The sequence below is a fragment of the Pseudomonas sp. R3-52-08 genome (assembly GCF_003851745.1).
Lineage (GTDB): Bacteria > Pseudomonadota > Gammaproteobacteria > Pseudomonadales > Pseudomonadaceae > Aquipseudomonas.
In genome coordinates this window covers 921848-947533 of the sequence record NZ_CP027730.1, presented here as the reverse complement: position 1 = coordinate 947533, position 25686 = coordinate 921848, and the positions used below count along the sequence as shown (strand labels likewise).

General features: G+C 54.9%; 32 protein-coding genes. All 32 read left to right on the top strand.

Annotation, left to right across the window (positions count from 1 at the left end; genetic code table 11):
* Nucleotides 1-878: 878 nt before the first annotated feature.
* The 32 genes from C4J91_RS04220 (at nucleotide 879) to C4J91_RS04075 (ending at nucleotide 25619) form a co-directional block, all read left to right on the top strand.
* Nucleotides 879-1130, top strand: a complete 252-nt coding sequence (locus C4J91_RS04220) for a hypothetical protein (protein WP_008437363.1) — start codon at nucleotides 879-881, stop codon at nucleotides 1128-1130.
* A gap of 95 nt (nucleotides 1131-1225) precedes the next feature.
* Nucleotides 1226-1729, top strand: a complete 504-nt coding sequence (locus tag C4J91_RS04215; protein WP_008437365.1) for an STY4534 family ICE replication protein — start codon at nucleotides 1226-1228, stop codon at nucleotides 1727-1729.
* 96 nt (nucleotides 1730-1825) lie between these two features.
* Nucleotides 1826-2140 (top strand): hypothetical protein, encoded by a 315-nt coding sequence (locus C4J91_RS04210; protein WP_008437366.1) that lies wholly within the window; start codon nucleotides 1826-1828, stop codon nucleotides 2138-2140.
* 90 nt (nucleotides 2141-2230) lie between these two features.
* The gene (locus C4J91_RS04205; RefSeq protein WP_008437367.1) at nucleotides 2231-2548 is read left to right on the top strand and encodes a hypothetical protein; all 318 of its coding nucleotides are present in this window, start codon (nucleotides 2231-2233) and stop codon (nucleotides 2546-2548) included.
* Nucleotides 2549-2658: 110 nt separating this feature from the next.
* Nucleotides 2659-2994, top strand: coding sequence for a hypothetical protein (locus tag C4J91_RS04200; protein ID WP_082236564.1), 336 nt, complete (start codon nucleotides 2659-2661; stop codon nucleotides 2992-2994).
* A gap of 77 nt (nucleotides 2995-3071) precedes the next feature.
* Nucleotides 3072-3677, top strand: coding sequence for a DUF3275 family protein (locus tag C4J91_RS04195; RefSeq protein WP_008437368.1), 606 nt, complete (start codon nucleotides 3072-3074; stop codon nucleotides 3675-3677).
* Nucleotides 3678-3761: 84 nt separating this feature from the next.
* Nucleotides 3762-4043, top strand: coding sequence for a hypothetical protein (locus C4J91_RS04190; RefSeq protein WP_008437369.1), 282 nt, complete (start codon nucleotides 3762-3764; stop codon nucleotides 4041-4043).
* 72 nt (nucleotides 4044-4115) lie between these two features.
* Nucleotides 4116-4721, top strand: coding sequence for a hypothetical protein (locus C4J91_RS04185; RefSeq protein ID WP_008437370.1), 606 nt, complete (start codon nucleotides 4116-4118; stop codon nucleotides 4719-4721).
* Nucleotides 4722-4736: 15 nt separating this feature from the next.
* Nucleotides 4737-6194: a DUF6094 domain-containing protein gene (locus C4J91_RS04180; RefSeq protein ID WP_008437372.1), complete on the top strand. Its 1458-nt coding sequence runs from the start codon at nucleotides 4737-4739 to the stop codon at nucleotides 6192-6194.
* Nucleotides 6195-6298: 104 nt separating this feature from the next.
* Complete coding sequence (locus tag C4J91_RS04175) at nucleotides 6299-8539, top strand: DEAD/DEAH box helicase (protein WP_008437374.1); 2241 nt, start codon at nucleotides 6299-6301, stop codon at nucleotides 8537-8539.
* Nucleotides 8540-8698: 159 nt separating this feature from the next.
* On the top strand, nucleotides 8699-9415 hold the full coding sequence (locus tag C4J91_RS04170; protein WP_038448855.1) for a hypothetical protein: 717 nt from the start codon (nucleotides 8699-8701) through the stop codon (nucleotides 9413-9415).
* A gap of 10 nt (nucleotides 9416-9425) precedes the next feature.
* On the top strand, nucleotides 9426-10220 hold the full coding sequence (locus C4J91_RS04165; RefSeq protein WP_124361236.1) for a TIGR03759 family integrating conjugative element protein: 795 nt from the start codon (nucleotides 9426-9428) through the stop codon (nucleotides 10218-10220).
* Nucleotides 10205-10762 carry a lytic transglycosylase gene (locus C4J91_RS04160; protein ID WP_008437382.1) on the top strand — a complete coding sequence of 186 codons (558 nt, stop codon included), beginning with the start codon at nucleotides 10205-10207 and terminating at the stop codon, nucleotides 10760-10762. The genes C4J91_RS04165 and C4J91_RS04160 overlap by 16 nt, the downstream gene beginning before the upstream one ends.
* Nucleotides 10759-11262 carry an integrating conjugative element protein gene (locus C4J91_RS04155; RefSeq protein WP_008437383.1) on the top strand — a complete coding sequence of 168 codons (504 nt, stop codon included), beginning with the start codon at nucleotides 10759-10761 and terminating at the stop codon, nucleotides 11260-11262. Before C4J91_RS04160 ends, C4J91_RS04155 begins: the two co-directional genes overlap by 4 nt.
* Nucleotides 11263-11269: 7 nt before the next feature.
* Nucleotides 11270-11554: a hypothetical protein gene (locus tag C4J91_RS27490; protein WP_024073354.1), complete on the top strand. Its 285-nt coding sequence runs from the start codon at nucleotides 11270-11272 to the stop codon at nucleotides 11552-11554.
* Entirely contained in the window at nucleotides 11514-11924 is a 411-nt protein-coding gene (locus tag C4J91_RS04150; protein ID WP_008437384.1) for a hypothetical protein, read from the top strand. Before C4J91_RS27490 ends, C4J91_RS04150 begins: the two co-directional genes overlap by 41 nt.
* A 3-nt stretch (nucleotides 11925-11927) precedes the next feature.
* Nucleotides 11928-12449 (top strand): hypothetical protein, encoded by a 522-nt coding sequence (locus tag C4J91_RS28050; protein WP_372238299.1) that lies wholly within the window; start codon nucleotides 11928-11930, stop codon nucleotides 12447-12449.
* Nucleotides 12446-14143 (top strand): type IV conjugative transfer system coupling protein TraD, encoded by a 1698-nt coding sequence (gene traD, locus C4J91_RS04145; RefSeq protein WP_372238307.1) that lies wholly within the window; start codon nucleotides 12446-12448, stop codon nucleotides 14141-14143. Before C4J91_RS28050 ends, traD begins: the two co-directional genes overlap by 4 nt.
* Before the next feature lie 18 nt (nucleotides 14144-14161).
* On the top strand, nucleotides 14162-14917 hold the full coding sequence (locus C4J91_RS04140; RefSeq protein WP_008437388.1) for a TIGR03747 family integrating conjugative element membrane protein: 756 nt from the start codon (nucleotides 14162-14164) through the stop codon (nucleotides 14915-14917).
* A 9-nt stretch (nucleotides 14918-14926) separates the two neighbouring features.
* Nucleotides 14927-16405, top strand: coding sequence for a UvrD-helicase domain-containing protein (locus C4J91_RS04135; RefSeq protein ID WP_008437391.1), 1479 nt, complete (start codon nucleotides 14927-14929; stop codon nucleotides 16403-16405).
* Nucleotides 16406-16480: 75 nt separating this feature from the next.
* Nucleotides 16481-16792 (top strand): hypothetical protein, encoded by a 312-nt coding sequence (locus C4J91_RS04130; protein ID WP_008437393.1) that lies wholly within the window; start codon nucleotides 16481-16483, stop codon nucleotides 16790-16792.
* A gap of 157 nt (nucleotides 16793-16949) precedes the next feature.
* The gene (locus tag C4J91_RS04125; protein WP_178110642.1) at nucleotides 16950-17258 is read left to right on the top strand and encodes an RAQPRD family integrative conjugative element protein; all 309 of its coding nucleotides are present in this window, start codon (nucleotides 16950-16952) and stop codon (nucleotides 17256-17258) included.
* The gene (locus tag C4J91_RS04120) at nucleotides 17255-17494 is read left to right on the top strand and encodes a TIGR03758 family integrating conjugative element protein (RefSeq protein ID WP_008437400.1); all 240 of its coding nucleotides are present in this window, start codon (nucleotides 17255-17257) and stop codon (nucleotides 17492-17494) included. The genes C4J91_RS04125 and C4J91_RS04120 overlap by 4 nt, the downstream gene beginning before the upstream one ends.
* 18 nt (nucleotides 17495-17512) lie before the next feature.
* Entirely contained in the window at nucleotides 17513-17851 is a 339-nt protein-coding gene (locus C4J91_RS04115) for a TIGR03745 family integrating conjugative element membrane protein (protein ID WP_008437401.1), read from the top strand.
* A 13-nt stretch (nucleotides 17852-17864) separates the two neighbouring features.
* Nucleotides 17865-18245: a TIGR03750 family conjugal transfer protein gene (locus C4J91_RS04110; RefSeq protein WP_008437403.1), complete on the top strand. Its 381-nt coding sequence runs from the start codon at nucleotides 17865-17867 to the stop codon at nucleotides 18243-18245.
* Nucleotides 18242-18895: a PFL_4703 family integrating conjugative element protein gene (locus C4J91_RS04105; protein ID WP_020302977.1), complete on the top strand. Its 654-nt coding sequence runs from the start codon at nucleotides 18242-18244 to the stop codon at nucleotides 18893-18895. The genes C4J91_RS04110 and C4J91_RS04105 overlap by 4 nt, the downstream gene beginning before the upstream one ends.
* Complete coding sequence (locus C4J91_RS04100; RefSeq protein WP_008437410.1) at nucleotides 18895-19797, top strand: TIGR03749 family integrating conjugative element protein; 903 nt, start codon at nucleotides 18895-18897, stop codon at nucleotides 19795-19797. The genes C4J91_RS04105 and C4J91_RS04100 overlap by 1 nt, the downstream gene beginning before the upstream one ends.
* Nucleotides 19787-21277, top strand: coding sequence for a TIGR03752 family integrating conjugative element protein (locus C4J91_RS04095; RefSeq protein WP_024073352.1), 1491 nt, complete (start codon nucleotides 19787-19789; stop codon nucleotides 21275-21277). The genes C4J91_RS04100 and C4J91_RS04095 overlap by 11 nt, the downstream gene beginning before the upstream one ends.
* On the top strand, nucleotides 21255-21683 hold the full coding sequence (locus C4J91_RS04090; RefSeq protein ID WP_008437412.1) for a TIGR03751 family conjugal transfer lipoprotein: 429 nt from the start codon (nucleotides 21255-21257) through the stop codon (nucleotides 21681-21683). Before C4J91_RS04095 ends, C4J91_RS04090 begins: the two co-directional genes overlap by 23 nt.
* Nucleotides 21683-24646, top strand: a complete 2964-nt coding sequence (locus C4J91_RS04085; RefSeq protein WP_024073351.1) for a conjugative transfer ATPase — start codon at nucleotides 21683-21685, stop codon at nucleotides 24644-24646. Before C4J91_RS04090 ends, C4J91_RS04085 begins: the two co-directional genes overlap by 1 nt.
* Nucleotides 24643-24939 carry a hypothetical protein gene (locus tag C4J91_RS04080; RefSeq protein ID WP_008437414.1) on the top strand — a complete coding sequence of 99 codons (297 nt, stop codon included), beginning with the start codon at nucleotides 24643-24645 and terminating at the stop codon, nucleotides 24937-24939. Before C4J91_RS04085 ends, C4J91_RS04080 begins: the two co-directional genes overlap by 4 nt.
* Nucleotides 24936-25619, top strand: a complete 684-nt coding sequence (locus C4J91_RS04075; RefSeq protein ID WP_008437415.1) for a DsbA family protein — start codon at nucleotides 24936-24938, stop codon at nucleotides 25617-25619. Before C4J91_RS04080 ends, C4J91_RS04075 begins: the two co-directional genes overlap by 4 nt.
* The last annotated feature ends 67 nt before the right edge of the window (nucleotides 25620-25686 follow it).

Sequence of the window (25686 nt, the reverse complement as noted above, 5' to 3'; positions counted from 1 at the left end):
CGCGAAATATCCCTCTCCGCTTGACACATCACCATCCCCCCTTCGATGATATGGACGTGCTTTGCTGACGTCGTCAGCATCATGCCCAGGCAGTCAGGATCTTGAAGACTGCGACACGATGTTCGTGTCAGATCCGCCCAAGACCGCTGAGCTTCTGGTAGCGCGGTCGGTCGACAATCGTCGATGGAAGCACCTTATGCAACTCACCTCGCGGGGAATCACTTCCCCAACGGGGTCAGTGGGTTCTCCGCATTCAACCTGCAGGAGAATCACCATGTCTAAACTTGCTTATGGCTTCGGTTTCGCGCTTGGCACCATCACGCGACAGTTTCTGCGTGCGGTAAAGAAAACCAGCGCTGCGCCCACAGCTATCCATACCAAAGCAGCTCCGTTGCTTCCACCGCCCTGCGTACCTGAGCGTCTCGTACGTGAGATGGATCATGTACCGGCAATAACTCGTAAAGGTGTCGACCTGAACCTTTGGTACGCGGCTAACACTCGAGTGGTCGAAAAGCCCGCTCGGAAACCGCGTAAGAAGCCAGCTGCACGCTCGTTGGTGCCAGCAACTTGCTAAGTCTGCGTCCTTCGCCTCTGTAGGGAGCCTTCCCAAAGGGAAGGTTTCCTCAGAGATTTCACGGTAGGGGCTTGACAAGCGACAATCGTATTTCCATGATCTGCACATGTATCGCTGACGTCGTCAGCAACATGCCCAAGTAGTCTGGATCCGCAAGACTACGATGCGGTTTTCCGCATTGATCCACTCCCAAGATCGCCATAGCTTCCGGTAGCGCGATCAGTCGACTTAGTCGATGGAAGCACCTTTCCCACCCATGACGGGCCTACCCCGTCAGGGCAGGCCTCTCACTTTTGGAGGTCTGATGAAAACTGAACTGGCTCTCTACCAGGCGTTGATTTCGATTAACGTCCCGGAACAGAAGGCAAATGCTGTTATTGAAGCTTTGGAGACCGACATGCTTTCACGTTTGGCTACCAAGGCAGATTTAACTGCTCTTGCTGCAGAGTTCAAATCTGAGATTTCACAGCTTGAAGTCAAGCTCACCATTCGCATGGGCGTCATGTTGTCTGCAGCTGTCGGTGTAATGATTGCTGCAATGAAGCTGATGCATTAAACAACCTTAAGCTCCACCCACCCTCGCGGGGAATACTTTCCCCCCAGGGCGAAGTGTTTCTCCGCTTTCTGTTATTTCGAAACTGGAGAATCACCATGAGCACTAATCAATCCAACGAAGCAAAATTCTTCGACCTTCACACCACTGGTATCGGTTATCTCAACCGTATCCGTGAAGTGAAACCTCGCGGCAAAGGTAAGCCATTCATGGCAGTTACCGTTGCGGCACTACGCGGCTCGATGGATGATGCCGAGTATTCCTATATCGACTGCAACGTGGTCGGCGCTGAAGCTGAAAAGCTGATTCGTCGCAGCCAAGCAGCCGTTGAAGCCGGAAAGAAGGTCCTTGTGAGCTTCCGAATCGGTGATATCTGGACCGACGCATTTACCTACGAAAAAGGCGATAAAAAAGGTCAACCTGGAGCAAGCCTCAAGGGCCGCCTGTTGTTTATCGGCTGGATCAAGGTGGATGGGGTAACTGTCTATGAAGCCAAACCGAAAGACTCTGCTGAGCCCCTTCCTGCCCAGGATGGTGCTGCTGGAGATGATTCGGATGACGCCCAAGGACAACCTGAACCTGAACAACGTCAATCTGCATGATTGAAATCATGGCGCCCCCTGGGCGCCTTTCAATATTCGTATCGAAGGGAACGCCTCCCTTCGGGATTGGTAGTTTCCGAAGACTGGAGATTCGCCATGATCATAAACCCTCAACGACTGCCGCTGGTGATTGAGATCGGTCTAATAGCGGCTCAGGCTCGTGTTCACAGTGCCTTAGACAAACAACGTCCAATTAATGTGGCAATTGACCCTCATGATGACCCGCACTACTTCCTCTCATCGGACCTATGGTTCGATGCTCTGGATGGGGTTATTAAGTTGGCCGAAATGGACCACAAAGATGATTTCAACCCAGACATCAGCCCGACCTTATCGGCGTTCGGACTTCTCCAAGAGTATTGGCAGGCCCGCGATCGTTTAGATCCGCAACCTGAAAGTGACGCTGCATGAAGTCAAGCGCCCTCTGGGTGACTTCAATTTACATATCGAAGGGAACGCCACCCTTCGGGATTGGTGATTTCCGAGCAATGGAGATGAGCCATGATGATGAACCCACAACGACTGCCGCTGCTGACCGAGATCGGTCTTTTAGCAGCACAAGCTAGTGTTTACAGCGAGCTGGATAAAATACTTCCGAGCAACCCGGCACTCGATCCCGATGATGACCCGCGCTACACCCGTACTTCTGATCTTTGGTTAGAAGTTCTGGATGGGGTTATCACATTGGCAAAGATGGACCATCGAGATGAATTCAATCCCGAAAACAGCCCACTGTTGTCGGAGTACGGACTTCTCAAGGAATATCGAAGGGCTCGCTGGGAGTTGGAAGATAAGCTTATCCACCCCGAATACTACTAACTCGCCACGTAGCATAGGCTGACTCTCACGCTGATTCCAAATCAGCATAAAGACCCATCGGGAAACCATCTCCCGACCGGGCCAGGTGGTTTTCGCACCTGGAGATAAACATGCAAACCACCACTAACCTCGTATCGTCTGACCTGCTCAAACTCCCGGTCGTTTTAACACCCCGGGCCTGGCAGGAAGCGGTGCATATTGAAAACCCACAGGATGCAAGTGTTGTCAGTGAGCGACTGGGCGATGTTGTCCTGGAGGCCTATCGAGAACTGCATTTGCAACCTGACAGCACACAGATCCATTTCGGCCTCTATCGTTTATTGCCTGCCGGCAATAACACCGATCGAGTCTGGCTGGACCTAAAACTTGACCGCATAGAATCACCGCCAGGCGTTTTCTATCTGTACATCTCACTCAAGGAAGAAACTCATACTTCTTGCCCATAATCCTTCGACATTCACAGCACTACCCAAAGCCCGACATCTGTCGGGCTTTTTTCATTCGTAGCAGTGTGGAGCTGCCCATGATCAACATCCCCGGCCAACTGGCCATCCGTACCATCAGTGGCCGCAATGGCGAATTCAACGTCGGACGGCTCTCGACCTCTATCGGTGAGTTCGTGATCAAAGACGCACTCCTTGATCAGTACGATGAAGGAAAATACCGAGGCGACTTTCTGATAACGGAGATCCGTCCTTCGTATTACTCCACAGCAGGTCGCCTGGTCGTTGAGATCCGTGCAAAGCTGGAAAGCATGAGCCTCGACGACGTGGACAATCTGACACCGGAAGACGCCGCCAGGCTCTCGCCAAACGAGCCTGACCCTATGGATGAAGAGTCTTCCTCCAACCTCTCCAAGCCAGTGCAGCGGAATAATCCACCCGCAGTACCGGCCTCTAATAAACAGGTATCAAAAGAGGATGCCCCGTTTGGGATGACCCCGACCGGCGGAACCAACGACCTCGAGGCAGATGCTGAGTTGTTCGGCACAATCTGGCCTCTAAGCGATACAGTCAGGCTGGACACAACTGTTGATCGTCAGCAACTACGCCAACAGTGCAGTCGGCTCTCTGAGCTCGGCTATGTACACAACTTCAAACTGCAGGTATGGAATATCTCCAATACCTGACGAAGCCCGCGATACGCCAAGCCAATCGGCACAACCCATGAGGGGCTCCCTCCTGGGCGCTCCTCGACTTAGCAGGAGCAGCACATGAATCCAATCTTCAATAACCTGACCCAAGAAATCCTCGAAAACATCGAAGATCAGCTCGCCAATAACGAGGTGTCGACGAATGAGGAGCTTTGGGACTTCTTGGTAGAGGAGCTCGAAATGACGGCAGAACAAGCCGATGCCGCCGTTGCCCTTCGCCCCAAATACCTGGGGCAAATTTTTCTCACTGGGCACAGCCCTCTATTTCAAGACGAGACGGTCTCGTTTGACCCGAACGATAAAACGTTCAAATCGGACAACCTGCTGTTTCCCAAGCAATAACACTTACTGCTAACACCCCCGAGGGGCTCACCGCCCCTCCGGGCGGGTTCCCCCTCCATTATGGAGGTTCCCATGCCCAGCCCTACCCCGCTCTTCCCAATCGAGGAGTGCAATGATCTTTTCGTCGACGCTTGCGCGTGTGACGAACAACGCAACCTGGTGTTCCTTTCTGCATGGGGTCGAGACACGGCGCTGCAGGAGTTCCTGGCCAGGCTGACCCTCGGCACGACAGAAGATGGTCTAAGCCGGTTTCACATCGTTGTAGATGGCCGAAGTCTTCCTGTTTTCCCCAACATCGATCTGTTGGAGAAGCGCACCACGCGACAAATGCGCGGTACGTTATTCGGCAGCTTGATTCACCTCTGGTTGTTTGACCGACGCTGCGTACAGCCGGATCGGGCCAACCACTTCGCCTACGCCCTTCTTGAGAACGGGCAGTCACCTCATCAACGGCTTTGGCCTTTGATACAGGACACCTGTCCATTACCGCTACTGCCTCATTGGCAGGAGCAGGTAATGGGGTTGCTCACCCAACACGACATGCTGCAGCTGTTACCTGGAACGTCCGGTGCTGTTGCGGCATGGCGTTTGTCGTTGCAACTCGACGTTCTCGAAACAGCCCTAGGCGAGCTCATTCGCCAGGGGCAGCTCTCAACCCACGCTCAGTTTGAGCATTGATCCAGGAGCCTCACCATGGCTTTGATGTTCCCACGATTGGCGCGCAACTTCGCTCGCAATGGCTACTACCCCACTGACGAAACGACGCTGGAACTCACCCTACAAGCGTTGGCACCATCCCCAAGCGGGAAGATGCGGATCTTCGATCCCTGTGCAGGCGAAGGCGTTGCCTTAGCTGAAGCTGCTCATGCACTCGGGCGTGACCGCGTTGAGACCTACGCAGTCGAGTATGACCAGGAGCGTGCCAAACACAGCAAGACACTGCTGGATTGCGTGCTGCACAGCGACTTGATGGACACCATGATCAGCCGCCAGGCCTTCGGCTTGCTCTGGCTCAACCCGCCCTACGGTAACCTGGTCGCTGACCATGCAGGTGCATCTCAGTACCAAGGTAACGGCCGTCGGCGCCTGGAGAAGATGTTCTATCAACGGACGCTACCACTGCTGCAGTACGGGGGAGTCTTGGTGCTGATTGTTCCGCACTACGTGCTGGACGATGAGCTGTGTGGTTGGCTATGCAATCACTTTACTGAACTGCGGATCTACAAAGCCGCTGATCCAACCTTTAAACAGGTAGTGATCTTCGGTATACGAATCCGCCGGCAGGACCTCGCTCGACCGCAAGAAGTCAAAAACGTACGCGCACGCCTTCAGGCGATCGGTACCGGCACATTGAGCGCGGAAGCGTTACCAACCAGTTGGCCATGGGAGCCCTACAGGGTTCTCTCGGCATCCAACGAGCTGGAACACTTCTACCGTATCAGCCTTGAACCTGAACAGCTCAGCGAAGAAATCAAAAGACTTCGTGGCATGTGGCCTGACTTCACACTGCACTTTGGTCAAAGCGGCGCTCAGCCACGACCTCCCGTGAGGGAGCTGTCGCGCTGGCACTTGGCGTTGGCATTGGCTGCCGGTGCGATTTCCGGCGTAGTGAAATCCAAAACCGGCCGAGTATTGGTACTCAAAGGCGATACCTACAAAGATAAGGTCCGCAAGACCGAGTTCACCGAAGACCAGGACGGCAACGTGTCCGAGGTAAGGATCCTGACTGATCGTTTCGTGCCCATCATTCGGGCATGGGACATGACGCCAGGCTCTGCCAACCAAGGCCGCGTGATCACCATCAGTTCATCGGCGGATACGCCGCATGAGGCTGATGAGGTGGTGACACAGCCAACACTGACCCCACCACCACGAGTGACATTTGAACCTGGCCGCTTAGTGCTGACCCAGTCAGTGCACCACCTGATTGAGCGTGGACATCTCGATCCAAGCACTTACTTGCGACGGCATTTCTCAGGTGACTGGGGGGAACTGCCCAAAGAAGACTGGAGCAGTAACCAACGGGCTTTGACCTACGGGGATCGATTGTTCTCCTGTTATGACATATGCGCCGGCGATGAGACCCGGCTCTGGATCATCACCGAAGCTGACCGCAGTGCAACAACCGTGTTGCTGCCATCGGACTACTGACCCACCACGCCAACCTGGCCATCCGTTAACCAACCCGCAGGGTATTCACCATACCCGTCGGGGTGTCGTGCATGCCCTGTTTCGTTCCTATTGGAGAAACACTCATGAACGACCTATCCCAAGTCTCTGTATCGCCCTTGGCCATCGGCCTGACTGAGTTCATCGACGAATTCGGTGATGAATTATTGGACTCCCTCAATCGCTCTAACCCACCGGTTTATTCCGGCAGCATCAACGAAGCCTATCAACGGGTTATGAGCGAACTCAAACGCCAGCCGTTCCCTGCTCAAGCTGATGTAGTGCAGGCCGTTGCAGCTTTATTGCTAGACCGCAACGAGCAGGCAGCCGTTATCAATGCAGAAATGGGCACTGGGAAAACCATGATGGCCATCGCTGTAGCCGCTGTCATGCACAGTGCGGGCTACCGCCGCACTTTGGTGGTTTCGCCTCCACACCTGGTCTACAAATGGCGACGGGAGATACTCGAAACCATCCCAGACGCACGCGTGTGGGTTCTCAATGGACCCGATACGCTGGTTAAGCTGATCAAGCTACGTGACCAACTGGGGGATCCTTACGATGGCCGTAAAGAGTTCTTCATTCTCGGACGCGTGCGAATGCGCATGGGGTATCACTGGCGTACGGTATGTTGGCCACGTCGCGCCAGCGGCGGATACAACTTCGCAGGATGCCCCGACTGCGGACGCCTTCTGTTGGACTTAGAAGGCAACCGTGTGACTGTCGAAGAGTTTCACCGAGAGGAACGCCGTCGCAGCTGCCCTTATTGCCAAGGACAACTCTGGACGCTGATGCGCCCGGGCAAAGCCGACAACGGAACTCGTCGTGCGACCATACTAAAATCGATGTGTCGGATTCCGACTATCGGTCCAGTACGTGCGGACAGATTGCTGAATGACTTCGGGGAGGACTTCCTCGCTTCGATGCTGATCGACAACGTCAGCGAATTCATCAACCTGATGGACGCTCAGGGCAATTTCATCTTCAGCGACCGCCAAGCCAAACGCATGGAGCGCGCCATGGCCAACATTGAGTTTGGCTTTGGCGAGGGCGGTTTCCAACCCACCGAGTTCATCAAACGCTACCTACCAGACGGATATTTCGACCTGCTGGTGGTGGATGAAGGACATGAATACAAAAACAGTGGCTCGGCCCAGGGTCAAGCCATGGGTGTATTGGCAGCGAAAGCACGGAAAACCGTGCTGCTGACAGGCACCCTCATGGGTGGCTATGCCGATGATCTGTTCTACCTCCTGTTCCGAATACTTACCCGGCGAATGATCGAGGACGGTTACAAACCAAACGCGCGCGGAAGTATGGCTCCGGCCGCGATGTCATTCATGCGCGACCACGGCGTATTGAAGGACATTTACACCGAGCGGGACAACGTGTCACACAAAACAGCCAAGGGAAAAAAACTCTCGGTGCGAACGGTGAAAGCCCCAGGCTTCGGCCCTAAAGGCATTCACCGTTTTGTGTTGCCGTTCACCGTGTTTCTGAAACTTAAAGATATCGGTGGCAACGTGTTGCCGGCGTACCAGGAGGAATTTGTCGATATCAGCATGTCTGCAGAACAAGCGTCGGCCTATCAGCAATTGGCAGGAAAACTGACGCAGGAACTTCGCCAAGCATTGGCCCGTCGAGACACTACCTTGCTAGGGGTAGTACTCAACGTGCTGCTGGCTTGGCCTGACTGCTGCTTTCGACCGGAGATCGTTAAGCACCCTCGTAGCAAAGATACCTTGGCGTTCGTCCCCTCGATCTTTGCAGATGAGCAAATAATGCCGAAGGAGAAAGCACTGCTCGACCTCTGCCTCACGGAAAAAGCCAAAGGCCGGAAGGTTCTGGCCTATACCGTGTACAGCGGCACGCGAGACACCACCTCTCGCCTGAAACGACTGCTGGAGCAATCTGGTTTAAAAGTAGCGGTCCTGAGGGCGTCAGTGGATACCGCCAGGCGCGAGGATTGGATCCTCGACCAGGTAGACAGAGGTGTCGACGTACTGATCACTAACCCGGAGCTGGTCAAGACCGGGTTGGATTTGCTCGATTTTCCGACCATTGCGTTCCTGCAGACGGGGTACAACGTGTACACCTTGCAACAGGCAGCTCGACGGTCATGGCGGATTGGGCAAAAGCAGCCGGTGCGGGTGGTTTTTTTTGGCTATGCCGGCAGCTCTCAGATTACTTGCCTGCAGTTGATGGCCAAGAAAATCGCCGTGGCTCAAAGCACGTCGGGAGATGTGCCAGATTCTGGTCTCGACTCGCTGAACCAAGATGGTGATTCAGTTGAAATGACACTTGCAAGGCAGCTCATTGCTTCATAGTTTGACGGCCACCTTCGGGTGGCCATTTTTTTATAACGATCCCAATTTACCAGCGGCCAACTCGACACTTCAAAAACCATGCGTCCTGGAAAACCTATTTCCTGATGCACCTAAGAGACCGGTTTGAGAGGGTGTATTCGCTTTTTCGCGAGGACGCCCATGAACCTACCACGCCCTACTCGAACCACAGCGATACTCAGTCTGTGCCTTGCATTATTGGCAGGCATTCTGGGTTATGAGCATCATCAACTCTCCCAACTCAGCAACAGCTTGGCTGCGACTGCAGACAAAGAGTCGCTCGATGCGTTGTTGACGCGGCTGGGCAAAGTCGATGAGCGACTGGACACGGTAGCCGGCAACCACCTGGTGACCAATGAGGACTTCCGAGCCGGGCAGCAGGCTTTATCGAATCGAATTGATGCCGCACAAGCGTATGCAAAGCAAGCGACGGAGTCTGCGCAAGAAATCTCTCAAAATGCTGCGTCTGCTGGTGAATTGGTAGTCCTCAAAGCCAGCGTCGAAACACTCGATAGCCGTCTTCAAGAACTCAGTCAGTCACGCATCAAACAAACCACTGCTGTTCCCCTCAAGCCCAAGCCTAAGCCCGTTGCCCGCCAACCAAAGCGGCCAACACCGCCCGCTACCACCACTGTCACACCGCAAACACCCCCTTTTACCGTTGTCGGTATCGAGTATCGCGGCGGTGAACGCTTTTTGTCCGTAGCACCGCCTGGCAGCACGCAGTTGAATCAAATTTACCTTATCCGACCTGGTGACGCTGTGGCGGGCACCGCCTGGCGCCTCAACGCGCTGGACGGAAGATCCGCACGCTTTGACGTGGCCGGAACACCTCAAACCGTAACCGTCGCGCAATAGGACCTCCTTTATGCACTCCCCTACCACTTCCTCGAAAACAAAGAAGCCCAGGAACATTGCTCTTTACGTTTTGGGTTTCATTGCAGGCTTGGCCACCTTCGCGTTTGCATATGTCTGTCATGCGGCTTCGGGGCAATCAACGTCGATCTCGAACACTCAGAACAGTGAAGTTCACAACTCTTCTCAAGGAGCCAGTCAGACAGAACTCGCCCGCGAGTGGGGATTAACCCCCCAAGAATGGTCCCGCTTTCAAACTGTGATGGAGGGTCCTCGCGGAATCTATTCGCCAGGCCTGGATCCTCTGACAGCACTTGGCATCGAAGCGAAGTCGGAGGAGGAGCGCCGACGCTATGCAGAGCTGCAGGTGCGAGCCGAGCGACAGCGTATCGATAAGGAACTGGCGTACCAAAGGGCCTATGACCAAGCCTTCGCACGTCTTTACCCCAATGAAAAAGTCATCCAACTATCGTCCAACCCTGCATCTGCTCCAGGCTCGGGAGCGGTAACTGCTGTGAAAGGCACTGGACGACTAGCCGTTTTTGTTCAAGACAGTTGCAACGCATGTATTGACCGCGTCAAAGACTTACAAAACCAGAAACAGTCCTTTGATCTGTACTTCGTTGGTAGTCAAGGTGATGACGAAATAATTCGCCGCTGGGCCATCTTGGCTGGAGTCGAACCGGCCAGCGTGAGAAGCCGACAGATCACATTGAATCACGATGCCGGTCGATGGCTTGGCCTTGGACTCGGCGGTGAGCTGCCGGCCGTGGTACGCGAGGTGAATGGACAATGGCAGCGTCTGTAATTCGCGCGGCTTTAACGGGGGGGCTACTGCTCACCGCGGCATTTGCTAACGGTGCCGAGGTTCCGCCACCGGCCTATCAGTTGATTGCCCTGCCTGCCGGCGTTCCGTCCGAGGTGCTGTACTCCGTTGCACTGCAAGAGAGTGGCACCCGACTTCGCGGCCAGATCGTCCCCTGGCCCTGGACGTTGAATGTCGCCGGCGCCGGATATCGCTTTGCGACACGCAGCGATGCTTGCAGAGCGTTGATGATCGCCCTTCAGACCGCAGGCCCAAATAGAGTCGACGTCGGGCTTGGACAAACCAACATCGGTGCCAACGGCCACCGTTATAGCTATCCCTGCGAAGGGCTGGATCCGTACAAAAACCTCTCGGTTACGGCCCAGATCCTGGCTGAGCAAAAAGCCAAAGGAGGCGACTGGATCACCGCTGCTGGTCGGTACCACCGCCCTGCCGGAGGCGAACCCGCTGCCCGATACCGACGAGCTTTTGCCAAACACCTCAGCCGGGTCACCGGTATCAACCTGATGGCGAATAATCCATGAATAGATTGCTGCATCTGCCTGTTTTGCTGTCTTTGGCCTCCCCCATGGCAGTGCATGCCACCTCGCTGATTGTTGTTGAAGACCGAGGGGGTGTTTCCGCTCTGCCCTACTACCAGTACTTGGCTCCAGAACCTACTGAGCAGTCAGCACAGTCAGAGAATATTGGTGTGCGTGGGCAAGGCTCGTTTCCAGTGCGCTCTGACCAACTGACACCCGGGCAGGTACAGGGCCGGGTAATCAATGCACCTGGCCTGCAACCATTGTTTCTTGTAGGCGACGATGAAAGCTCCAGAAAGTGGTTATCACAGCGCCGCGATCAGTTACAGCAACTGCAGGCAGTGGGCCTTGTGGTTAACGTGGCCAGCGCCGAGCGGTTTGCCGAAATCCAACGATGGGCAGGAAATCTACAGTTGGTCCCGGCTCCATCAAATGATCTGGCACAGCGCTTGGGAGTCCAGCATTACCCGCTGTTGATCACTGCCACAACGATCCAGCAGTAACCAGGGTATGGCCTCTCTTACGCACATCACCTTGGTCATCAAGCAACCAGATGACCCACGAGCAGGCCAACTGCTTTTTGAACAGGTCACCTATGTCGCCAAGCTCTATGGCGGCACCGTCATCGCCCGCGTACCTGGTGACGAGGTGGAGCTATGTCAGCGGCTAAAAGAACGACTGCCCGAGGCAGTTGAGCAAGCGAGGCAAGAGTTGGCCAATTCATCATCACGCATGAAAGGAGGATCCCGGCCCCATGAAGCTGACCAAGAAGCAACGCTGCGAGCTTCACGCTAAATTCGCGGGCCATTGCGCATACTGCGGTGTGCTGTTGGGTGACCGGTGGCATGCGGACCACATGGAAGCAGTATGGCGAGAACCAGAGAGGGTGGACGGCAAGTACTCCGGTGCCATCATTTTGGGGCGGCCAGAGAACCACGCCATCAGCAACATGATGCCCGCGTGCGTGCCGTGTAATTTGAGCAAGGCAGCGATGCCACTAGAAGTCTGGCGAGAGCGCATTGCTGGACACGTCAACTCCCTTAACAGCTACCACCCCATATACCGCCTGGCCAAGTCCTATGGGCTGATCGCTGAGACAGGCAAGCCAGTCGTTTTCCATTTCGAAACAGTGGGGCCATTGTCCCCTTTCACTCATAGGAAGTGATCCATGACCACCTCCTACACCATTGAGTCGTTACTACGCCCTGCTGTTGAGCTGTACACAGTTTGCGTATGTGCCGCTGCGGCGTTGCTCTGTATTTTCGCGCCCTGGGCGGTTGCTCTGACGCCTTTATTCGGCATGGTTGCCGGTACAGGCTTTCTGGGTCTAGGGTTCGTCCGCCTCAAACAAGCGTTGGTAGTGCTGCGTTACCGGCGCAATATTCGGCGCCTACCCCACTACACCATGACCAGCAAAGACATGCCGGTCAGCAATGAGCGGCTATTCATCGGTAAAGGCTTTCGCTGGACCCAAAAACATACTCAGCGGTTGATGGAGACTTACCTCCCAAAGTACGCCGAGTATGTCGAGCCCACGTCTATCTATACCTTTGCTCGCAGAATTGAGGAGCGTCTGGAGTTCGCACCCTTTCCACTCAAATTGCTGTCAAAGGCTACCTCGTGGGATGTGCCATTTAACCCGGCGCGTCCACTTCCTCCAGTCGGGGGCTACCGCGCTTACACGGTATAGAGCCGAACGAAGCGGATGTCAGCCTGCCACTGGGTGAGCGGGTTGGACACTCCCTTGTATTGGGGACTACTCGTGTTGGAAAAACCCGCTTGGCAGAGTTGTTTATCACCCAAGACATCAGGCGTACCCGCCGTAGCCCCCGGCGCCGCGTTCATATGGGGCGCCGCGTGCAACCCGTTCATCGAAGCCAGCGCAATGTAGAAATGGACCTGGACCGCGAAGTGGTGATTGTCTTCGATCCTAAAGGCGACGCAGACCTCCTGAAGCGCATGTACATCGAATGCAAGCGCGCAAACCGACTGGAGGAATTCTACGTGTTCCACCTAGGCTGGCCCGATCACTCCGCTCGCTACAACGCCGTCGGCCGGTTTGGTCGGATCTCGGAGGTTGCCACCCGCATTGCCGGCCAACTTTCGGGGGAAGGCAATTCCGCGGCATTCCGGGAATTCGCCTGGCGTTTCGTCAACATCATCGCGCGCGCCCTCGTGGCACTGGGACGTCGGCCGGACTATGAACAGATCCTCAAGCATGTGACAAACATTGACGCGCTGTTTATTGAGTATGCGCAGAAGCACTTTGCTGAAAATGATCCCAAAGCCTGGCAAACCATCGTTGAGCTGGAAGGAAAGATCGATCGTAAGAACCTCAGTTTCGCCATGAAGGATCGACCGCTACGCGTGGTGGCCCTGGACATGTACCTCACTCAGCAACGCATCTCCGACCCAGTGATGGAGGGTCTGCGATCAGCCGTACGCTATGACAAAACCTATTTCGACAAGATCGTGGCCAGCCTTCTGCCATTGCTGGAAAAACTGACCACAGGCCGGATTGCAGAGCTGCTATCTCCCGACTACATGGATCTTGAGGACCCACGACCAATCTTTGACTGGATGCAGATCATCCGCAAACGGGCAGTGGTCTATGTCGGCCTGGACGCTTTATCTGATACAGAGGTAGCTGCAGCGGTGGGCAACTCGATGTTCAGCGACCTGGTGTCAGTTGCGGGTCACATCTATAAGTTTGGCATCGATGATGGCTTGCCCGGGGCCACCGGCGGCAAGGTAGCAATTAACGTACATGCGGACGAATTCAACGAACTGATGGGCGATGAATTCATACCGATGATCAACAAAGGCGGTGGTGCCGGCATGCAGGTCACGGCCTATACCCAAACCATGAGCGATATTGAGGCAAAAATCGGTAACCGGGCTAAAGCTGGCCAAGTCATCGGTAACTTCAACAACCTGTTCATGTTACGTGTACGTGAGACTGCAACCGCCGAGCTGCTGACCAACCAGTTGCCAAAGGTCCAGGTGTTTACCAGTACACCAGCAAGCAGTGCAAACGACGCTATTAACGGCAACACCGCTTTCACCTCTAACACTCACGATCAGATCCAAAGTGTCAGCGTACCGATGATCGAACCGGCGCATGTGGTTGCCCTACCCAAGGGGCAATGCTTTGCCCTGATAGAGGGCGGGAATTTGTGGAAGATTCGTATGCCGTTGCCGGCAAGCGATCCCGATGAAGTGATGCCCAAGGATCTTCAGGCCTTGGTTGAGGGCATGCGTAAAGGATCCGGAACCAGCAGCGACTGGTGGCAAGCACCGGGATATGACGCACTAAGTGAGTCGCTTCCTGATGACTTGGTAGACGACTTCCGCCAGATGGCCAATAACGGAAAAGCCGCATAGGCTTGAAGGAACAGAGCCATGGCCGATATCGCGGAAAAAGCCCAGCAACAGCAGGAAGGTCAAAAAAACTTCCTGGGCATGCTGTTCTCTACCCCTTTTCATTTCTTGGGGGTGATGTTCGGCTCCTTGCTCGGCGCCATCGTCGTTGAATGGCTTTGCATGTACACGTTCTGGCCGGATGCCGGCTGGAAACATGCTCAGCAGATGTTCCAACATGAACTGGGCTGGCTGTCCCAGGATCTGCTGCACAGCGTTGTCATCAAAGAACCGGGGCGTACGGCAACCTGGCTGGCACAAACGGTCTATGACTGGCTGATGGTGAAAACCGGCATGCAGGACAATATAAATGCACTGACACAGTACGCTCGCTCAACATCACCACAACAAACGGGAACCTTGAACCTTCGCTACGAACTCGGTCGGGCGATGATCAAATTCCAGGACTATGGCTTAGCCGCGTTATACACAGTCCTGACCTTCTGTGTGCGAATGGTCATTCTGACGTTGACGATTCCGCTGTTCGCACTGGCGGCGTTCACTGGCTTGGTCGATGGCCTGGTGCGGCGTGATCTACGAAAATTCGGCTCCGGCCGCGAGTCAAGTTACCTGTATCACAAAGCCCGGGGGACGATCATTCCGCTGACCATCGTGCCCTGGACGGTCTACCTGGCCATCCCCATCAGCATCAGCCCCCTTTTGATTCTGTTGCCCTGCGCCGTGCTGTTGGGTGTGTCCGTTTACATCACCGTTTCAAGCTTCAAAAAATACCTTTAGGAGCTGCCCATGCAGTGGACACAAGAACAGCAGCCCATCATCCATTCCACGGCTGACAAGCTACTGGTTCAGGCTTTTGCCGGTACCGGCAAAACCACCACACTGGTGGGCTACGCCACACAACACGCCTCGGTGAAAATGCTCTACCTCTGCTACAACAAATCCGTCGAGCTCGCTGCCAGGGGCCGCTTTCCACGCAGAAACGTGGTGTGTAAGACGGCGCATGGCCTCGCATATGCAGTCTATGGCAGTCAGTACGCCACCAAGCAGACCAATAACTTACGCCTGACGGACATCGCAAGGGCCATCAACACCCAGGACTGGGAGCTCGTGCGGGATGTCCTCAGCACGCTTAACAACTTCATGGCCAGCGCCGATGACGAGTTGGGCCGTGTGCATTTTCCCAGATTCCAGGGGCAACGAATGCTCACAAGTGCCCAGGAACGTTTCCTGAACAATGCTTTAAACGTGGCTAAAACCATCTGGAACCGGATGATCGATCTGCAGGACACAGCAATGTCGATCACCCATGACGCTTACTTGAAGCTGTATCAGCTAAGCAAGCCCGACCTGAGCGAACGATTTAACGCCATTCTGCTCGACGAAGGTCAAGACGTGAACCCAGTTATTGCCGACATAGTAAAAATACAACGGGTCCGCAAGGTGGCAGTCGGCGATCCCCACCAGCAGATCTATCGCTTCCGCGGCGCAGAAGATGCGCTCAACAGCGACTGGATGGCCGACGCCGAACGTCACTACCTGACCCAAAGCTTTCGCTTCGGCCCTGCCGTCGCGCATGTGGCCAACATCATTCTTTTTTACAAGGGTGAGACACGAAAGCTGCAGGGGTTAGGTTGCAATACCCTGGTTAAACGGGCTCTGCCTGAAGAGCTACCGCATCGCACGTTTATCCATCGTACCGTGACCGGCGTCATCGAGAACGCCCTGCAGCTGGTCGCAAGCAACCCCAAGATTTTCTGGGTCGGCGGTATCGACAGCTACTCGCTACGCGATCTGGAAGATTTATACCTATTCAGCCGCAACCGTAACCATGAGGTGCAGAACCGCAGGCTGTTGAGAGATTACCGGGACTTTTCACAGTACGTGGAAATAGCCGAGGTAAGCCAGGATACGGAGATGTTGCGATCGATCAAGATCATTACAGCCTATCCGGACCTGCCCCAGCGGATCCAAACCCTACGTTCCCGCTCTGTAGATAACGAGCTCGACGCCACCGTGACACTCACGACTGGGCACAAGGCCAAGGGGCTGGAGTGGGACTTTGTCAGCCTGTATGACGACTTTAGCGCTGATCCGCTTTCACCCGATATCGATCAAGGTCGTAAAGATGACGAGTTGAATTTGCTGTACGTGGCGGTGACGCGAGGGATGAAGATCCTAGCGTTGAACTCAATGGTGCTTTCTATCATGCAGCGCTATGTCGATGCTCGGACCTCTGCACTCCAACCTCAGAAATCACGCGCTTAGCAACAAACTATTTCAGATTGCTGGCACGCGCTTATTATTGAAACCCTGGTAGCTCTGCACATTGAGGACGTCGCCATGGGCCGTCAGAAATTTGAATACCACACTGAGTTCTCTCCCTTTCAGTACGTTGTCAGAACCAAAAAGCTCTTCATGTTCAAGTCCGAAGAGCCCACCACTGAACCCGACACCCAGGGTTTTCTGGAAGATTCTGAACGTCAAAACCGCCTTGCTCAATTAGGCAGCGAAGGCTGGGAGCTGGTCAGCGTGCAGCCCGTGGTCAAAGGAGAAGTCAAGGTTGGCAATCAAAACGCCCAAGGCTGGGCTTACGGATTCGCCTTGCCCATCGGGTATCTGCTGTTCTTCAAACGCCCTATCCACTGTGATTGATGGTGTCAGTACCGTCAGAAGAAATCCTTACAGTCCTGAATATGGTTTTCTTGCGGCGACCATAGCTTGATCACGGCAAGCTGACGGCATCAGGAATGACTAGAGCCCAGCCGTGATCCAGTACCCGCGTCTCACTGCACTCACTTGCCGACTTGCCTTGCCAGGCCTCATCGCACTTTTTGGATGCGGCCTGCCTGTCTCTCATGCGACCGCTGCTTCAGCCTCCGAACAGGCCAACCTGGACGTGATGATCCGCCAGTTGAATGCCTTAGAGGACACCGCACGTCGTAGCGCTCAAGTGGCCGACGAACCTGGCAAGCGTTACTTCTTCGATTACCAGCGTCTAGCAGGTGATATCGCTCGAATTCGTCATGGGTTGGAGGGCTATCTAACCCCAACCCGAGCCCAGCCTCGTGATCCTGTTGAGCTGTCAGGCCAATACACGACCGAAGGACGCAAGCCATGAGCATGAGCGGCGCTCAGGCTGCTGCGTTTCAAGCGGCAGGAGGATTTCCTGCCTCGACGAGCTACCTGTTTTTCGTCGGCGTCGCTGTAGCCATCATCTTTATGTGGGGCGCCTGGGCTATCTGGAGCTGCTACCGAGGATGGGCCACTGGCAACCTTGATCGAACGATTGCCTCGACCTCGCTCGTCCGCATCCTACTGCTTTGCATGATCCTCACCACATTTGTTCTTAGTTGACCCTATGGGAGATACACCATGACTTCATTCTTAAAACCGGGCCGCATGCTGATCGGGTTGCTTGCTCTCCCCCAACTGGCCATGGCGGCTCTTCCGCAGTCTCAGCCTCCTACCCGGGGGGAAGGCTCTAACCTGATGCAAACCATGCAGAACTACGCCTTTGACGGTTTTACTTTGCTTGGCCTCATCATCTGCGCAGTCATTTTCAGTGGCGTTGCTTGGCATGCCTTCGGCACCTACCACGAAATTCAACTTGGCAAGAAAAAATGGGGAGATCTGGGGGCGACAGCCGCCGTTGGCGTCGCCATCCTCGGTGTCGCCATTTTTCTGGTCACCAAGGCTTCAAATATTCTTTAAAAGAGCCGTGGCCATGACAGAACTCTCAGACGATGGGACCCTGATTTTCCTCCCTGTGCGATTGAACAATCAGCCAGTCATCATGGGCGGCCTTACCGCTGACGAAATGTGGGCCACCTTGGCGTTGAGCACCGGCGCAGGGCTGGTTATCGGTATTCCGGCCGCGATATTGACCCAGATTTGGGCACTTATCATCGGCGCCGCCATGCTCTGTGCTGTCCTAGGGCTGTTTCTTGCCAGTCGTTTCTTGCGTCGGTGGAAACGCGGCCGACCTGATACATGGCTATACCGCCAGATGCAATTGAACATCGCGCGGTTCTTTCCTACCTGGAATAAAGCCCTGCTGATTACTCGTACAGGTGCGTGGACCTGTCATCGAACGGAGGTTCAATGACTTACCGTAAAAAAGTAGACGCCCAACTGGCCCACATTAACAGCCTGCGCATGGTCATTGGTTTTCTCATTGCCCTGGGTCTGTACATGGCTTATGGCTGGCAGAGCGCACCGCGTGACCTAACTGTTCATGTACCTCCAGATCTACGTTCAGGTAGCACCCGTAAGTGGTGGGATATTCCACCGGAGTCGGTATACGCCTTCGGTCTGTACATTTTTCAGCAGATGAACCGTTGGCCCGTTGACGGTGAAACCGACTACGAGGACAACATTACCCGCTTGGAAAGCTACCTGACTCCCAGCTGCAAAGCCTACTTGCAGAAAGATTTCGAGCTACGCCGCAATAGCGGGGAACTGCGCAAACGTGAGCGGGGTGTATTTGAAATTCCAGGCAGAGGCATCGACGATAAGTCTGAGCAACATATTGAACAGCACAGCATCAATGACTGGACCGTCAACCTGGACATCACCGCTGACGAGCACTACGGCGGGGAGCGCGTAAAGCGGGCATTTGCTCGCTATCCGTTAAGAATTATCCGATTCGACGTCGATCCCGAAAAAAACCCATTCGGCTTGGCCTGGGACTGTTATAGCAGTAATCCACAACGCATCGAAGTCTCCGCAGAAACGACCAGAGCAGGAGGCAAATGATGACACGCCGCCTACTGATCATCGGGCTCGTAGCCCTTCACTTCTGCGGGTTGGCCAACGCCGTCGAAATCCTGCGCTGGGATCGTATCCCTATAGCACTGCCCTTGATCGTGGGTCAGGAGCGTATTGTCTTTGTGGACCAAAACGTACGGGTGGGTCTGCCTCGTAACCTCGTCGACAAACTGCGCGTGCAGAGCACCGGTGGTGCCCTCTACCTGTTGGCGAAAGAGCCGATTGAACCGACTCGCTTACAGCTGCAGAACATGAACTCCGGTGAGATCATGCTCGTGGATATCATCGCAACGGTAGGGAAACCAAATCAGGTCGCATCCGAGCCGGCTAAAATTGTAGCCGGGGACAGTCCCGCCCCGCGTTACGGCCAAGTCAACGCCAAACCTACAAGCAACCATTCAACTTCTTCCACGGCCCAAGCCAGCGCTCAAGCCGAGGAGGATGAGGACGCGCCGAAACCGCGTCGTGAGACCCCTCTTCCGGTGGTCATGACGCGCTATGCCGCACAGATGCTTTACGCGCCCCTACGCACCGTTGAGCCCGTGGAGGGGATTGCTCAGATCAATCTGAAGCGCGGTTTGGACCTCACCACCCTAATGCCGATATTGCCGGTCGAAGCCTCTGCGTTGGGGTCGTGGCGGTTAGACGAGTATTGGGTCACGGCGGTGAAGCTACGTAACACAAGCGCCCAAAACCTCACATTGGATCCGCGTGACCTGATGGGTGACTTTGTCACCGCGACTTTTCAGCATCCCTACCTTGGCGCCAAAGGTGATTCCAGCGACACCTCGACGGTCTACTTGGTGACCCGTGGTCATGGTCTAGCCGAATCGTTATTGCCGGCCGCCATCAGCCAGATCGATCCGAAGGGAGGCCGTCGTGAAGAGTAATCCACTTGTTAAATACCTGGTCATACCGTTCGCGATCCTGGCGATATACGTAGTGGTCAAATTATTCAATCGCGAAAGTGCCGACCAACAGGTTCATGCGCCGGAAACGGTTGTACTTAGTACGAAGGAGGCTAAAAAGCTTGGGGTTGACGGAGATACACCCAGCGACACATTGCGCACCATTGTCGTGGAAAGCAGACAACTCAAGGACCAAGTCTCCAATGCTTTGAAGAACAATGACGAACTAAAGCAACAGAACATCGAGCTGCAAAAACGCCTGCAGAACATCGACCTCAACGTCGATAACAAACTGCAGAACGTTCAGCAAACGATGAAGCAGGAGGCGCAACAACAGAGCCAAACCCTCTTGGACACACTGCAGCAGCAGTACAATACCCTGAGCAGCAAATCGGGCAGTGGCAATGAGTCTGGATCTGATTTGCCGATCGGCTTCGGCGTTCAGCCAGGTGACGGTCAAGGCTTCAAAGGCGGACCTGGCGCGGACGTTGTTTGGATAGAGCCGCAGGACGCAACGCCGGTCGATGTCAACGGCAAGCCCATCGCTGCAGGGACAAATCAAACGGCAAGCGGCTTCAACTTCCCGACCTCTTTTGGCGAGTCCGTGGACCGAGGACAAAATGCACTGCGCACGGGCGCTCAAAGTGTTGCGAATGAAATCTCGCCACAGGAGGCCCGCAAACAGGTGCGCAAGGTCTACACCTTGCCGCAGAACTCGACATTGATGGGTTCGGTGGCCATGTCCGCGCTGATCGGCCGGGTGCCCATTGACGGCACTGTCAACGACCCCTACCCGTTCAAGGTATTGATCGGGCCGGACAATCTCACGGCCAACGGCATCGACTTGCCCGACGTCGCCGGCGCGGTGGCCAGCGGAACGGCTTCCGGCGATTGGACCCTGTCTTGCGTACGCGGTCAGATCAAAAGCCTGACGTTCGTCTTCAATGACGGCACTGTGCGCACGCTGCCACAACCTCAGGAAGAAACGAATAGCAGTCAAAATAGTAACAATCAGAACAATGGCAACCAAACCACCATTCAGGGTGGCCTGGGCTGGATAAGCGATGCCTATGGCATTCCTTGTATCAGTGGCGACCGCAAAAGCAACGCCTCGCAATACATTGGCTCGCAGGTACTGATTACCGCCGCCGGCGCAGGTGCTGCCTCCCTCATCAAGTCAGATGGAAACAGCGGCTCTTTTATAAACCCTCAGTCCGGGACCATCGGTTCTGTCGGCGGCTCGGGCAGTGAAGCCATGGGCAAAATTATTGGCCAGGGCGTCAATGACGTCTCCAGCTGGGTCAACAAACTCTACGGGCAAGCCTTCGCAGCGGTGTATGTACAACCCGGGGCAAAGATAGCTGTGCACCTGGACCAGCAACTGACCATCGATTACGAACTCAATGGCCGCAAGGTCAACTATCGCTCAGGAGCCCGTCATGTTTCGACTGCGCTTGACTAATCATGGCTTAAAACTAGGTGCATACCTGGCCATCGCCCTACTCGCCTCGGCCTGTTCCACCAACAAAGACGAATTGCTCCCCCATGGGGACCGCACAATGATGGACGTTTGGGATCAAGGCTCCAGCGGCTCAAGCAGCTCGAGCAGCCGCCAATTGCTCGATGCACGCCAAGATCTTCGTCGGCCTCTGGAGACGAGGGAAACAGACAACACCATGTTCACACGTACCGCACAAAACGAGATCTACAGCCAATTTAAACGCCTACCCAATCCCGACCTGGTGATGTACGTCTTTCCTCATTTAGCGGGTTCAGACCCGGCACCGATCCCAGGCTACACCACGGTGTTTCCGCTGTATCAGCGGGTGCAATACGCCATGCCTGGCGAACGCACGGAGGCATATTGATGGGTTTTTTTGAACGATTCAAAACGCGACGGGCGACAGAGCGTGTGGAACCTGGCGTAACACCAGGTTCGCCGTTATCTGACGATGTGCAGGGACCAGCAACCGAGACGTTTGAGGCTGCTACAGAGCGTTACTACGAACGCCTTGCTGCCATGGGTATTCCCTCGCCGAGCGATTGGCGTAACCCAAAGAAAAAGCCAGCCACAACCGCTGATGCTGACCGTCTATACCACGTCAACCCCTCCTTCGTAGACCTACTGCCGTGGGTAGATTACCTGCCTGCAGAAAAAGCCATGCTATTGGAAGACGGCGTGTCTCGTGCTGCCTTTTTTGAGCTGACACCGATTGGTACTGAAGGTCGGGATCCCGAATGGTTACGCAAGGCCCGCGACGCCCTGGAAAACGCCCTCCAGGACTCCTTCGACGAGCTTGAAACCTCACCCTGGGTGGTTCAGCTCTATGCCCAGGACGAAACCAGCTGGGACGATTACCTTCAGCAACTGCATGACTACGTTCAACCACGCGCACAAGGCAGTGCATTCACCGAGCTTTATTTGAAGCTGATGAAGCAACACCTGGAATCCATCTCCAAACCAGGCGGGCTGTTTGAAGACACCAAGGTCAGCCAACTGCCCTGGAGGGGCCAACAGCGCCGCGTCCGTGTTGTTGTCTACCGCCGTACCCAAGGCGCGCAAGCGGATGTGCGAGGCCAGGCACCAGGTCCTTACCTGAAAATCATCTGCGATCGCTTGGTGGGCGGCTTGGCGAACGCCGGCATTAAAACCCATCGCATGGATGGCCACGCCATTCGCCATTGGCTGATTCATTGGTTCAATCCACGTCCCGATCATCTTGGCCCTGCCGATGCAGATATTCGCCGCTTCTACGAATTGGTGTGCAAGCAAGCACCTGGTGCTGCAGAGGGCGAGCTGCCGCTCGCCAGCGGCACTGACTTCTCGCAAAACCTGTTTTATCGCGAACCACTGTCAGATATAGAGAAAGGTCTGTGGTATTTCGACGGCCTTCCCCATCAGGTGGTGATGCTTGACCGCTTGAGGGATGCTCCCAAGACCGGGCACTTAACCGGTGAAACCCGAAAGGGCGGTGATGCGCTCAACGCACTGTTCGACAAAATGCCAGAGGACACCATTCTCTGTATCACTCTCGTGATCACCCCGCAGGACATTCTCGAAGGGCATCTGGAACAGCTTTCACGCAAGGCAGTTGGAGACACTCAGGCCTCGATCCTGACACGCGAAGACGTCGCCACCGCCCGTCAGTTGCTCGGGCGCAAGCACAAGCTGTACAGAGGTAGCGTAGCGTTTTACCTGCGGGGTAAAGATGATGCCCAGCTGCACGAACGCAGTTTGCAACTCAGCAGCGCATTGCTGGGTGCGGGCATGGAGCCGGTGGAACCTCGGGATGAAGTGGCACCGCTGAACTCCTACCTTAGATGGCTACCCGGCAACTTCGACCCCAATGCGCGCAAAGCACTGGAGTGGTACGCACAACTGATGTTCGCCCAACACATTGCGAACCTGGCCCCCGTCTGGGGTAGGTCGACCGGAACCGGGCACCCGGGTATTACCCTGTTTAACCGTGGGGGAGCGCCGATAACCTTCGACCCGCTGAACAAGCTGGACCGGCAGATGAACGCGCATTTGTTCATTTTCGGGCCTACGGGTTCAGGTAAATCGGCCAGCGCGACAAACATCCTTAGCCAAATCATCGCCATCTATCGGCCACGTCTATTCATTGTGGAGGCTGGCAACAGCTTCGGCTTACTCGGTGATTTCGCCAAAAAGTTGGGTTTGACGGTAAACCGGGTTCGACTTGCACCTGGATCGGGTGTCAGCCTCGCGCCATTCGCTGATGCCGTGAAGCTCATCGAACCCAGCCAAAACGTGAAGATTATCCAAGCTGATGATCTTGAGGCGTCGGACGAACATCTGACTAGCCAGACCGAGGATGAACAACGCGACATCCTGGGCGAGATGGAAATTGCGGCCAGGCTGATGATCACCGGTGGTGAAGAAAAAGAGGATGCCCGTCTTACTCGTGCCGACCGTAGCGCCATCCGCCAATGCATACTGAATGCAGCGAAAAAATGCGTGACGGAGCAACGTATCGTTCTGCCGGAAGATATCCGTGAAGCGCTGCGAGAAATGGGACTCGAGCCCGGTATTCCAGACGCCCGAAGCTCACGATTCTTGGAGATGGCGGAAGCCTTGTCCATGTTCTGTATGGGCACCGAAGGCGACATGTTCAACCGTCCTGGCACCCCATGGCCAGAAGCGGACATTACCATTGTCGACCTTGCCACCTATGCGCGAGAAGGCTATAGCGCACAGATGGCCATCGCTTATATTTCCCTGCTCAACACGGTCAACAACATTGCCGAGCGTGACCAGTTTAAAGGCCGTCCGCTGATCTGCTTCACCGACGAAGGCCACATCCAGTTGAAGGTCCCACTCCTATCCCCCTACTCCGTCAAGATTACCAAAATGTGGCGAAAGCTCGGCGCCTGGTTCTGGATGGCCACCCAGAACGTTGACGACGTGCCGCCAGAGGCCTCAGCCCTGCTCAACATGATCGAGTGGTGGATGTGCTTAAACATGCCGCCTGATGAGGTGGAGAAGATCGCGCGGTTTCGTGAACTGACTCCTGCACAGAAGTCGATGATGCTGTCAGCGCGTAAAGAAAGCGGCAAATTCACCGAGGGCGTCGTGTTGTCCAAAAGCATGGAAATGTTATTCCGGGCGGTACCACCGAGTTTGTATCTGGCCCTGGCCATGACCGAGCCGGAAGAGAAAAAGCAACGCTTCGACATCATGCAAGCCAAAGGCTGCAGCGAGCTGGATGCGGCCATTGAAGTTGCTGCAACGCTTGACCGCTATCGCGGTATCGAACCTCACATCATTACTTTCCCCGAGCAAGTCACGGCCTTGGAGCGCCAAGCATGAGAGCATTGAATTCCCTGACCCAGAACCTTATAGAAAGTCTGACCCAGCTGCTTGAACAACCGGGTGAAGACGCCCTTCAAACCCTTGAGGTGTGTGCCCCCGTTTTGATAGAGCAACTGCAACAGGTTTTGGTTCGTGCGGTGGATCGTCGTGACATCGAGTCCCAACTTCACGCGGTGTTAGCCAATTGGCTGCTACAGCACCCACAACCCGAGAATGCTGAGAACGCTCTTCTTGAGGCCCTTCGTAAACAAGCGCTGCTTTCATCGAAGCCAGCAGAGGCTCGGGCATGATAGGCCTTCGCAAATATTGGTTGATGCTGGGGTGCGTTTTGGCAGGCACATCGATGGCCTGCTTAGCCCTCACTCGAAGTGAGATACCATCCCCGCACAACACAGGCCCGTGGTTGTTTGGTCCTTCCAAAGCACGCTGGACTGTGACTGAGTTCGCGGATCTGGAGTGCCCCTACTGCAAGACGTACACACCTGCGTTGAAAACCTGGATACAGCAGCAGAAGGATGTAAACCTGCAGTGGCATCATCTGCCACTGGATGTGCACGGTCCGACCGCATTACACGAAGCCAAGCTCGCTGAATGTGCGGGGGCGCTTGGTGGCGCACCTGCCTTCTGGCAAGCCATTGACCAGATTTTTGACCGGACCCGTAGCAACGGTGAGGGTTTCAATGGGCATCTGAACGTCGTTGATGTTACTTACCAGGATTTATTGTCCTGTGCAGCTACCGACAAAGTGATCGCCCGGCATGTTGGCCAACAGGTCGAGGAGGCCCTCAAAGCGGGCATTACGGCAACTCCTACTGTGATAATTAAAGACAACACGACTGGCAGCTCCGTAAAGCTTGAGGGACCAGCTGACGGGGTATTGTTATTATCAGCTCGTGATTGGCTGGCTCAAAAAAAGAGCTGCGACGCTCTGCAAAAGTCGAACGTTAAATCACTTAGCCATTGTCATTAAATGAGCTTGCATTCCATTCATACATTTTCATGCCCGGCATGTCCTACGCGTGGGCCGAAAGAGACAG

What these genes read in the sequence shown, in the direction of transcription:
- C4J91_RS04220 (WP_008437363.1), top strand. Translation starts at nt 879, where the DNA reads ATGAAAACTGAACTGGCTCTCTACCAGGCGTTGATTTCGATTAACGTC.
- C4J91_RS04215 (WP_008437365.1), top strand. Translation starts at nt 1,226, where the DNA reads ATGAGCACTAATCAATCCAACGAAGCAAAATTCTTCGACCTTCACACC.
- C4J91_RS04210 (WP_008437366.1), top strand. Translation starts at nt 1,826, where the DNA reads ATGATCATAAACCCTCAACGACTGCCGCTGGTGATTGAGATCGGTCTA.
- C4J91_RS04205 (WP_008437367.1), top strand. Translation starts at nt 2,231, where the DNA reads ATGATGATGAACCCACAACGACTGCCGCTGCTGACCGAGATCGGTCTT.
- C4J91_RS04200 (WP_082236564.1), top strand. Translation starts at nt 2,659, where the DNA reads ATGCAAACCACCACTAACCTCGTATCGTCTGACCTGCTCAAACTCCCG.
- C4J91_RS04195 (WP_008437368.1), top strand. Translation starts at nt 3,072, where the DNA reads ATGATCAACATCCCCGGCCAACTGGCCATCCGTACCATCAGTGGCCGC.
- C4J91_RS04190 (WP_008437369.1), top strand. Translation starts at nt 3,762, where the DNA reads ATGAATCCAATCTTCAATAACCTGACCCAAGAAATCCTCGAAAACATC.
- C4J91_RS04185 (WP_008437370.1), top strand. Translation starts at nt 4,116, where the DNA reads ATGCCCAGCCCTACCCCGCTCTTCCCAATCGAGGAGTGCAATGATCTT.
- C4J91_RS04180 (WP_008437372.1), top strand. Translation starts at nt 4,737, where the DNA reads ATGGCTTTGATGTTCCCACGATTGGCGCGCAACTTCGCTCGCAATGGC.
- C4J91_RS04175 (WP_008437374.1), top strand. Translation starts at nt 6,299, where the DNA reads ATGAACGACCTATCCCAAGTCTCTGTATCGCCCTTGGCCATCGGCCTG.
- C4J91_RS04170 (WP_038448855.1), top strand. Translation starts at nt 8,699, where the DNA reads ATGAACCTACCACGCCCTACTCGAACCACAGCGATACTCAGTCTGTGC.
- C4J91_RS04165 (WP_124361236.1), top strand. Translation starts at nt 9,426, where the DNA reads ATGCACTCCCCTACCACTTCCTCGAAAACAAAGAAGCCCAGGAACATT.
- C4J91_RS04160 (WP_008437382.1), top strand. Translation starts at nt 10,205, where the DNA reads ATGGCAGCGTCTGTAATTCGCGCGGCTTTAACGGGGGGGCTACTGCTC.
- C4J91_RS04155 (WP_008437383.1), top strand. Translation starts at nt 10,759, where the DNA reads ATGAATAGATTGCTGCATCTGCCTGTTTTGCTGTCTTTGGCCTCCCCC.
- C4J91_RS27490 (WP_024073354.1), top strand. Translation starts at nt 11,270, where the DNA reads ATGGCCTCTCTTACGCACATCACCTTGGTCATCAAGCAACCAGATGAC.
- C4J91_RS04150 (WP_008437384.1), top strand. Translation starts at nt 11,514, where the DNA reads ATGAAGCTGACCAAGAAGCAACGCTGCGAGCTTCACGCTAAATTCGCG.
- C4J91_RS28050 (WP_372238299.1), top strand. Translation starts at nt 11,928, where the DNA reads ATGACCACCTCCTACACCATTGAGTCGTTACTACGCCCTGCTGTTGAG.
- C4J91_RS04140 (WP_008437388.1), top strand. Translation starts at nt 14,162, where the DNA reads ATGGCCGATATCGCGGAAAAAGCCCAGCAACAGCAGGAAGGTCAAAAA.
- C4J91_RS04135 (WP_008437391.1), top strand. Translation starts at nt 14,927, where the DNA reads ATGCAGTGGACACAAGAACAGCAGCCCATCATCCATTCCACGGCTGAC.
- C4J91_RS04130 (WP_008437393.1), top strand. Translation starts at nt 16,481, where the DNA reads ATGGGCCGTCAGAAATTTGAATACCACACTGAGTTCTCTCCCTTTCAG.
- C4J91_RS04120 (WP_008437400.1), top strand. Translation starts at nt 17,255, where the DNA reads ATGAGCATGAGCGGCGCTCAGGCTGCTGCGTTTCAAGCGGCAGGAGGA.
- C4J91_RS04115 (WP_008437401.1), top strand. Translation starts at nt 17,513, where the DNA reads ATGACTTCATTCTTAAAACCGGGCCGCATGCTGATCGGGTTGCTTGCT.
- C4J91_RS04110 (WP_008437403.1), top strand. Translation starts at nt 17,865, where the DNA reads ATGACAGAACTCTCAGACGATGGGACCCTGATTTTCCTCCCTGTGCGA.
- C4J91_RS04105 (WP_020302977.1), top strand. Translation starts at nt 18,242, where the DNA reads ATGACTTACCGTAAAAAAGTAGACGCCCAACTGGCCCACATTAACAGC.
- C4J91_RS04100 (WP_008437410.1), top strand. Translation starts at nt 18,895, where the DNA reads ATGACACGCCGCCTACTGATCATCGGGCTCGTAGCCCTTCACTTCTGC.
- C4J91_RS04090 (WP_008437412.1), top strand. Translation starts at nt 21,255, where the DNA reads ATGTTTCGACTGCGCTTGACTAATCATGGCTTAAAACTAGGTGCATAC.
- C4J91_RS04085 (WP_024073351.1), top strand. Translation starts at nt 21,683, where the DNA reads ATGGGTTTTTTTGAACGATTCAAAACGCGACGGGCGACAGAGCGTGTG.
- C4J91_RS04080 (WP_008437414.1), top strand. Translation starts at nt 24,643, where the DNA reads ATGAGAGCATTGAATTCCCTGACCCAGAACCTTATAGAAAGTCTGACC.
- C4J91_RS04075 (WP_008437415.1), top strand. Translation starts at nt 24,936, where the DNA reads ATGATAGGCCTTCGCAAATATTGGTTGATGCTGGGGTGCGTTTTGGCA.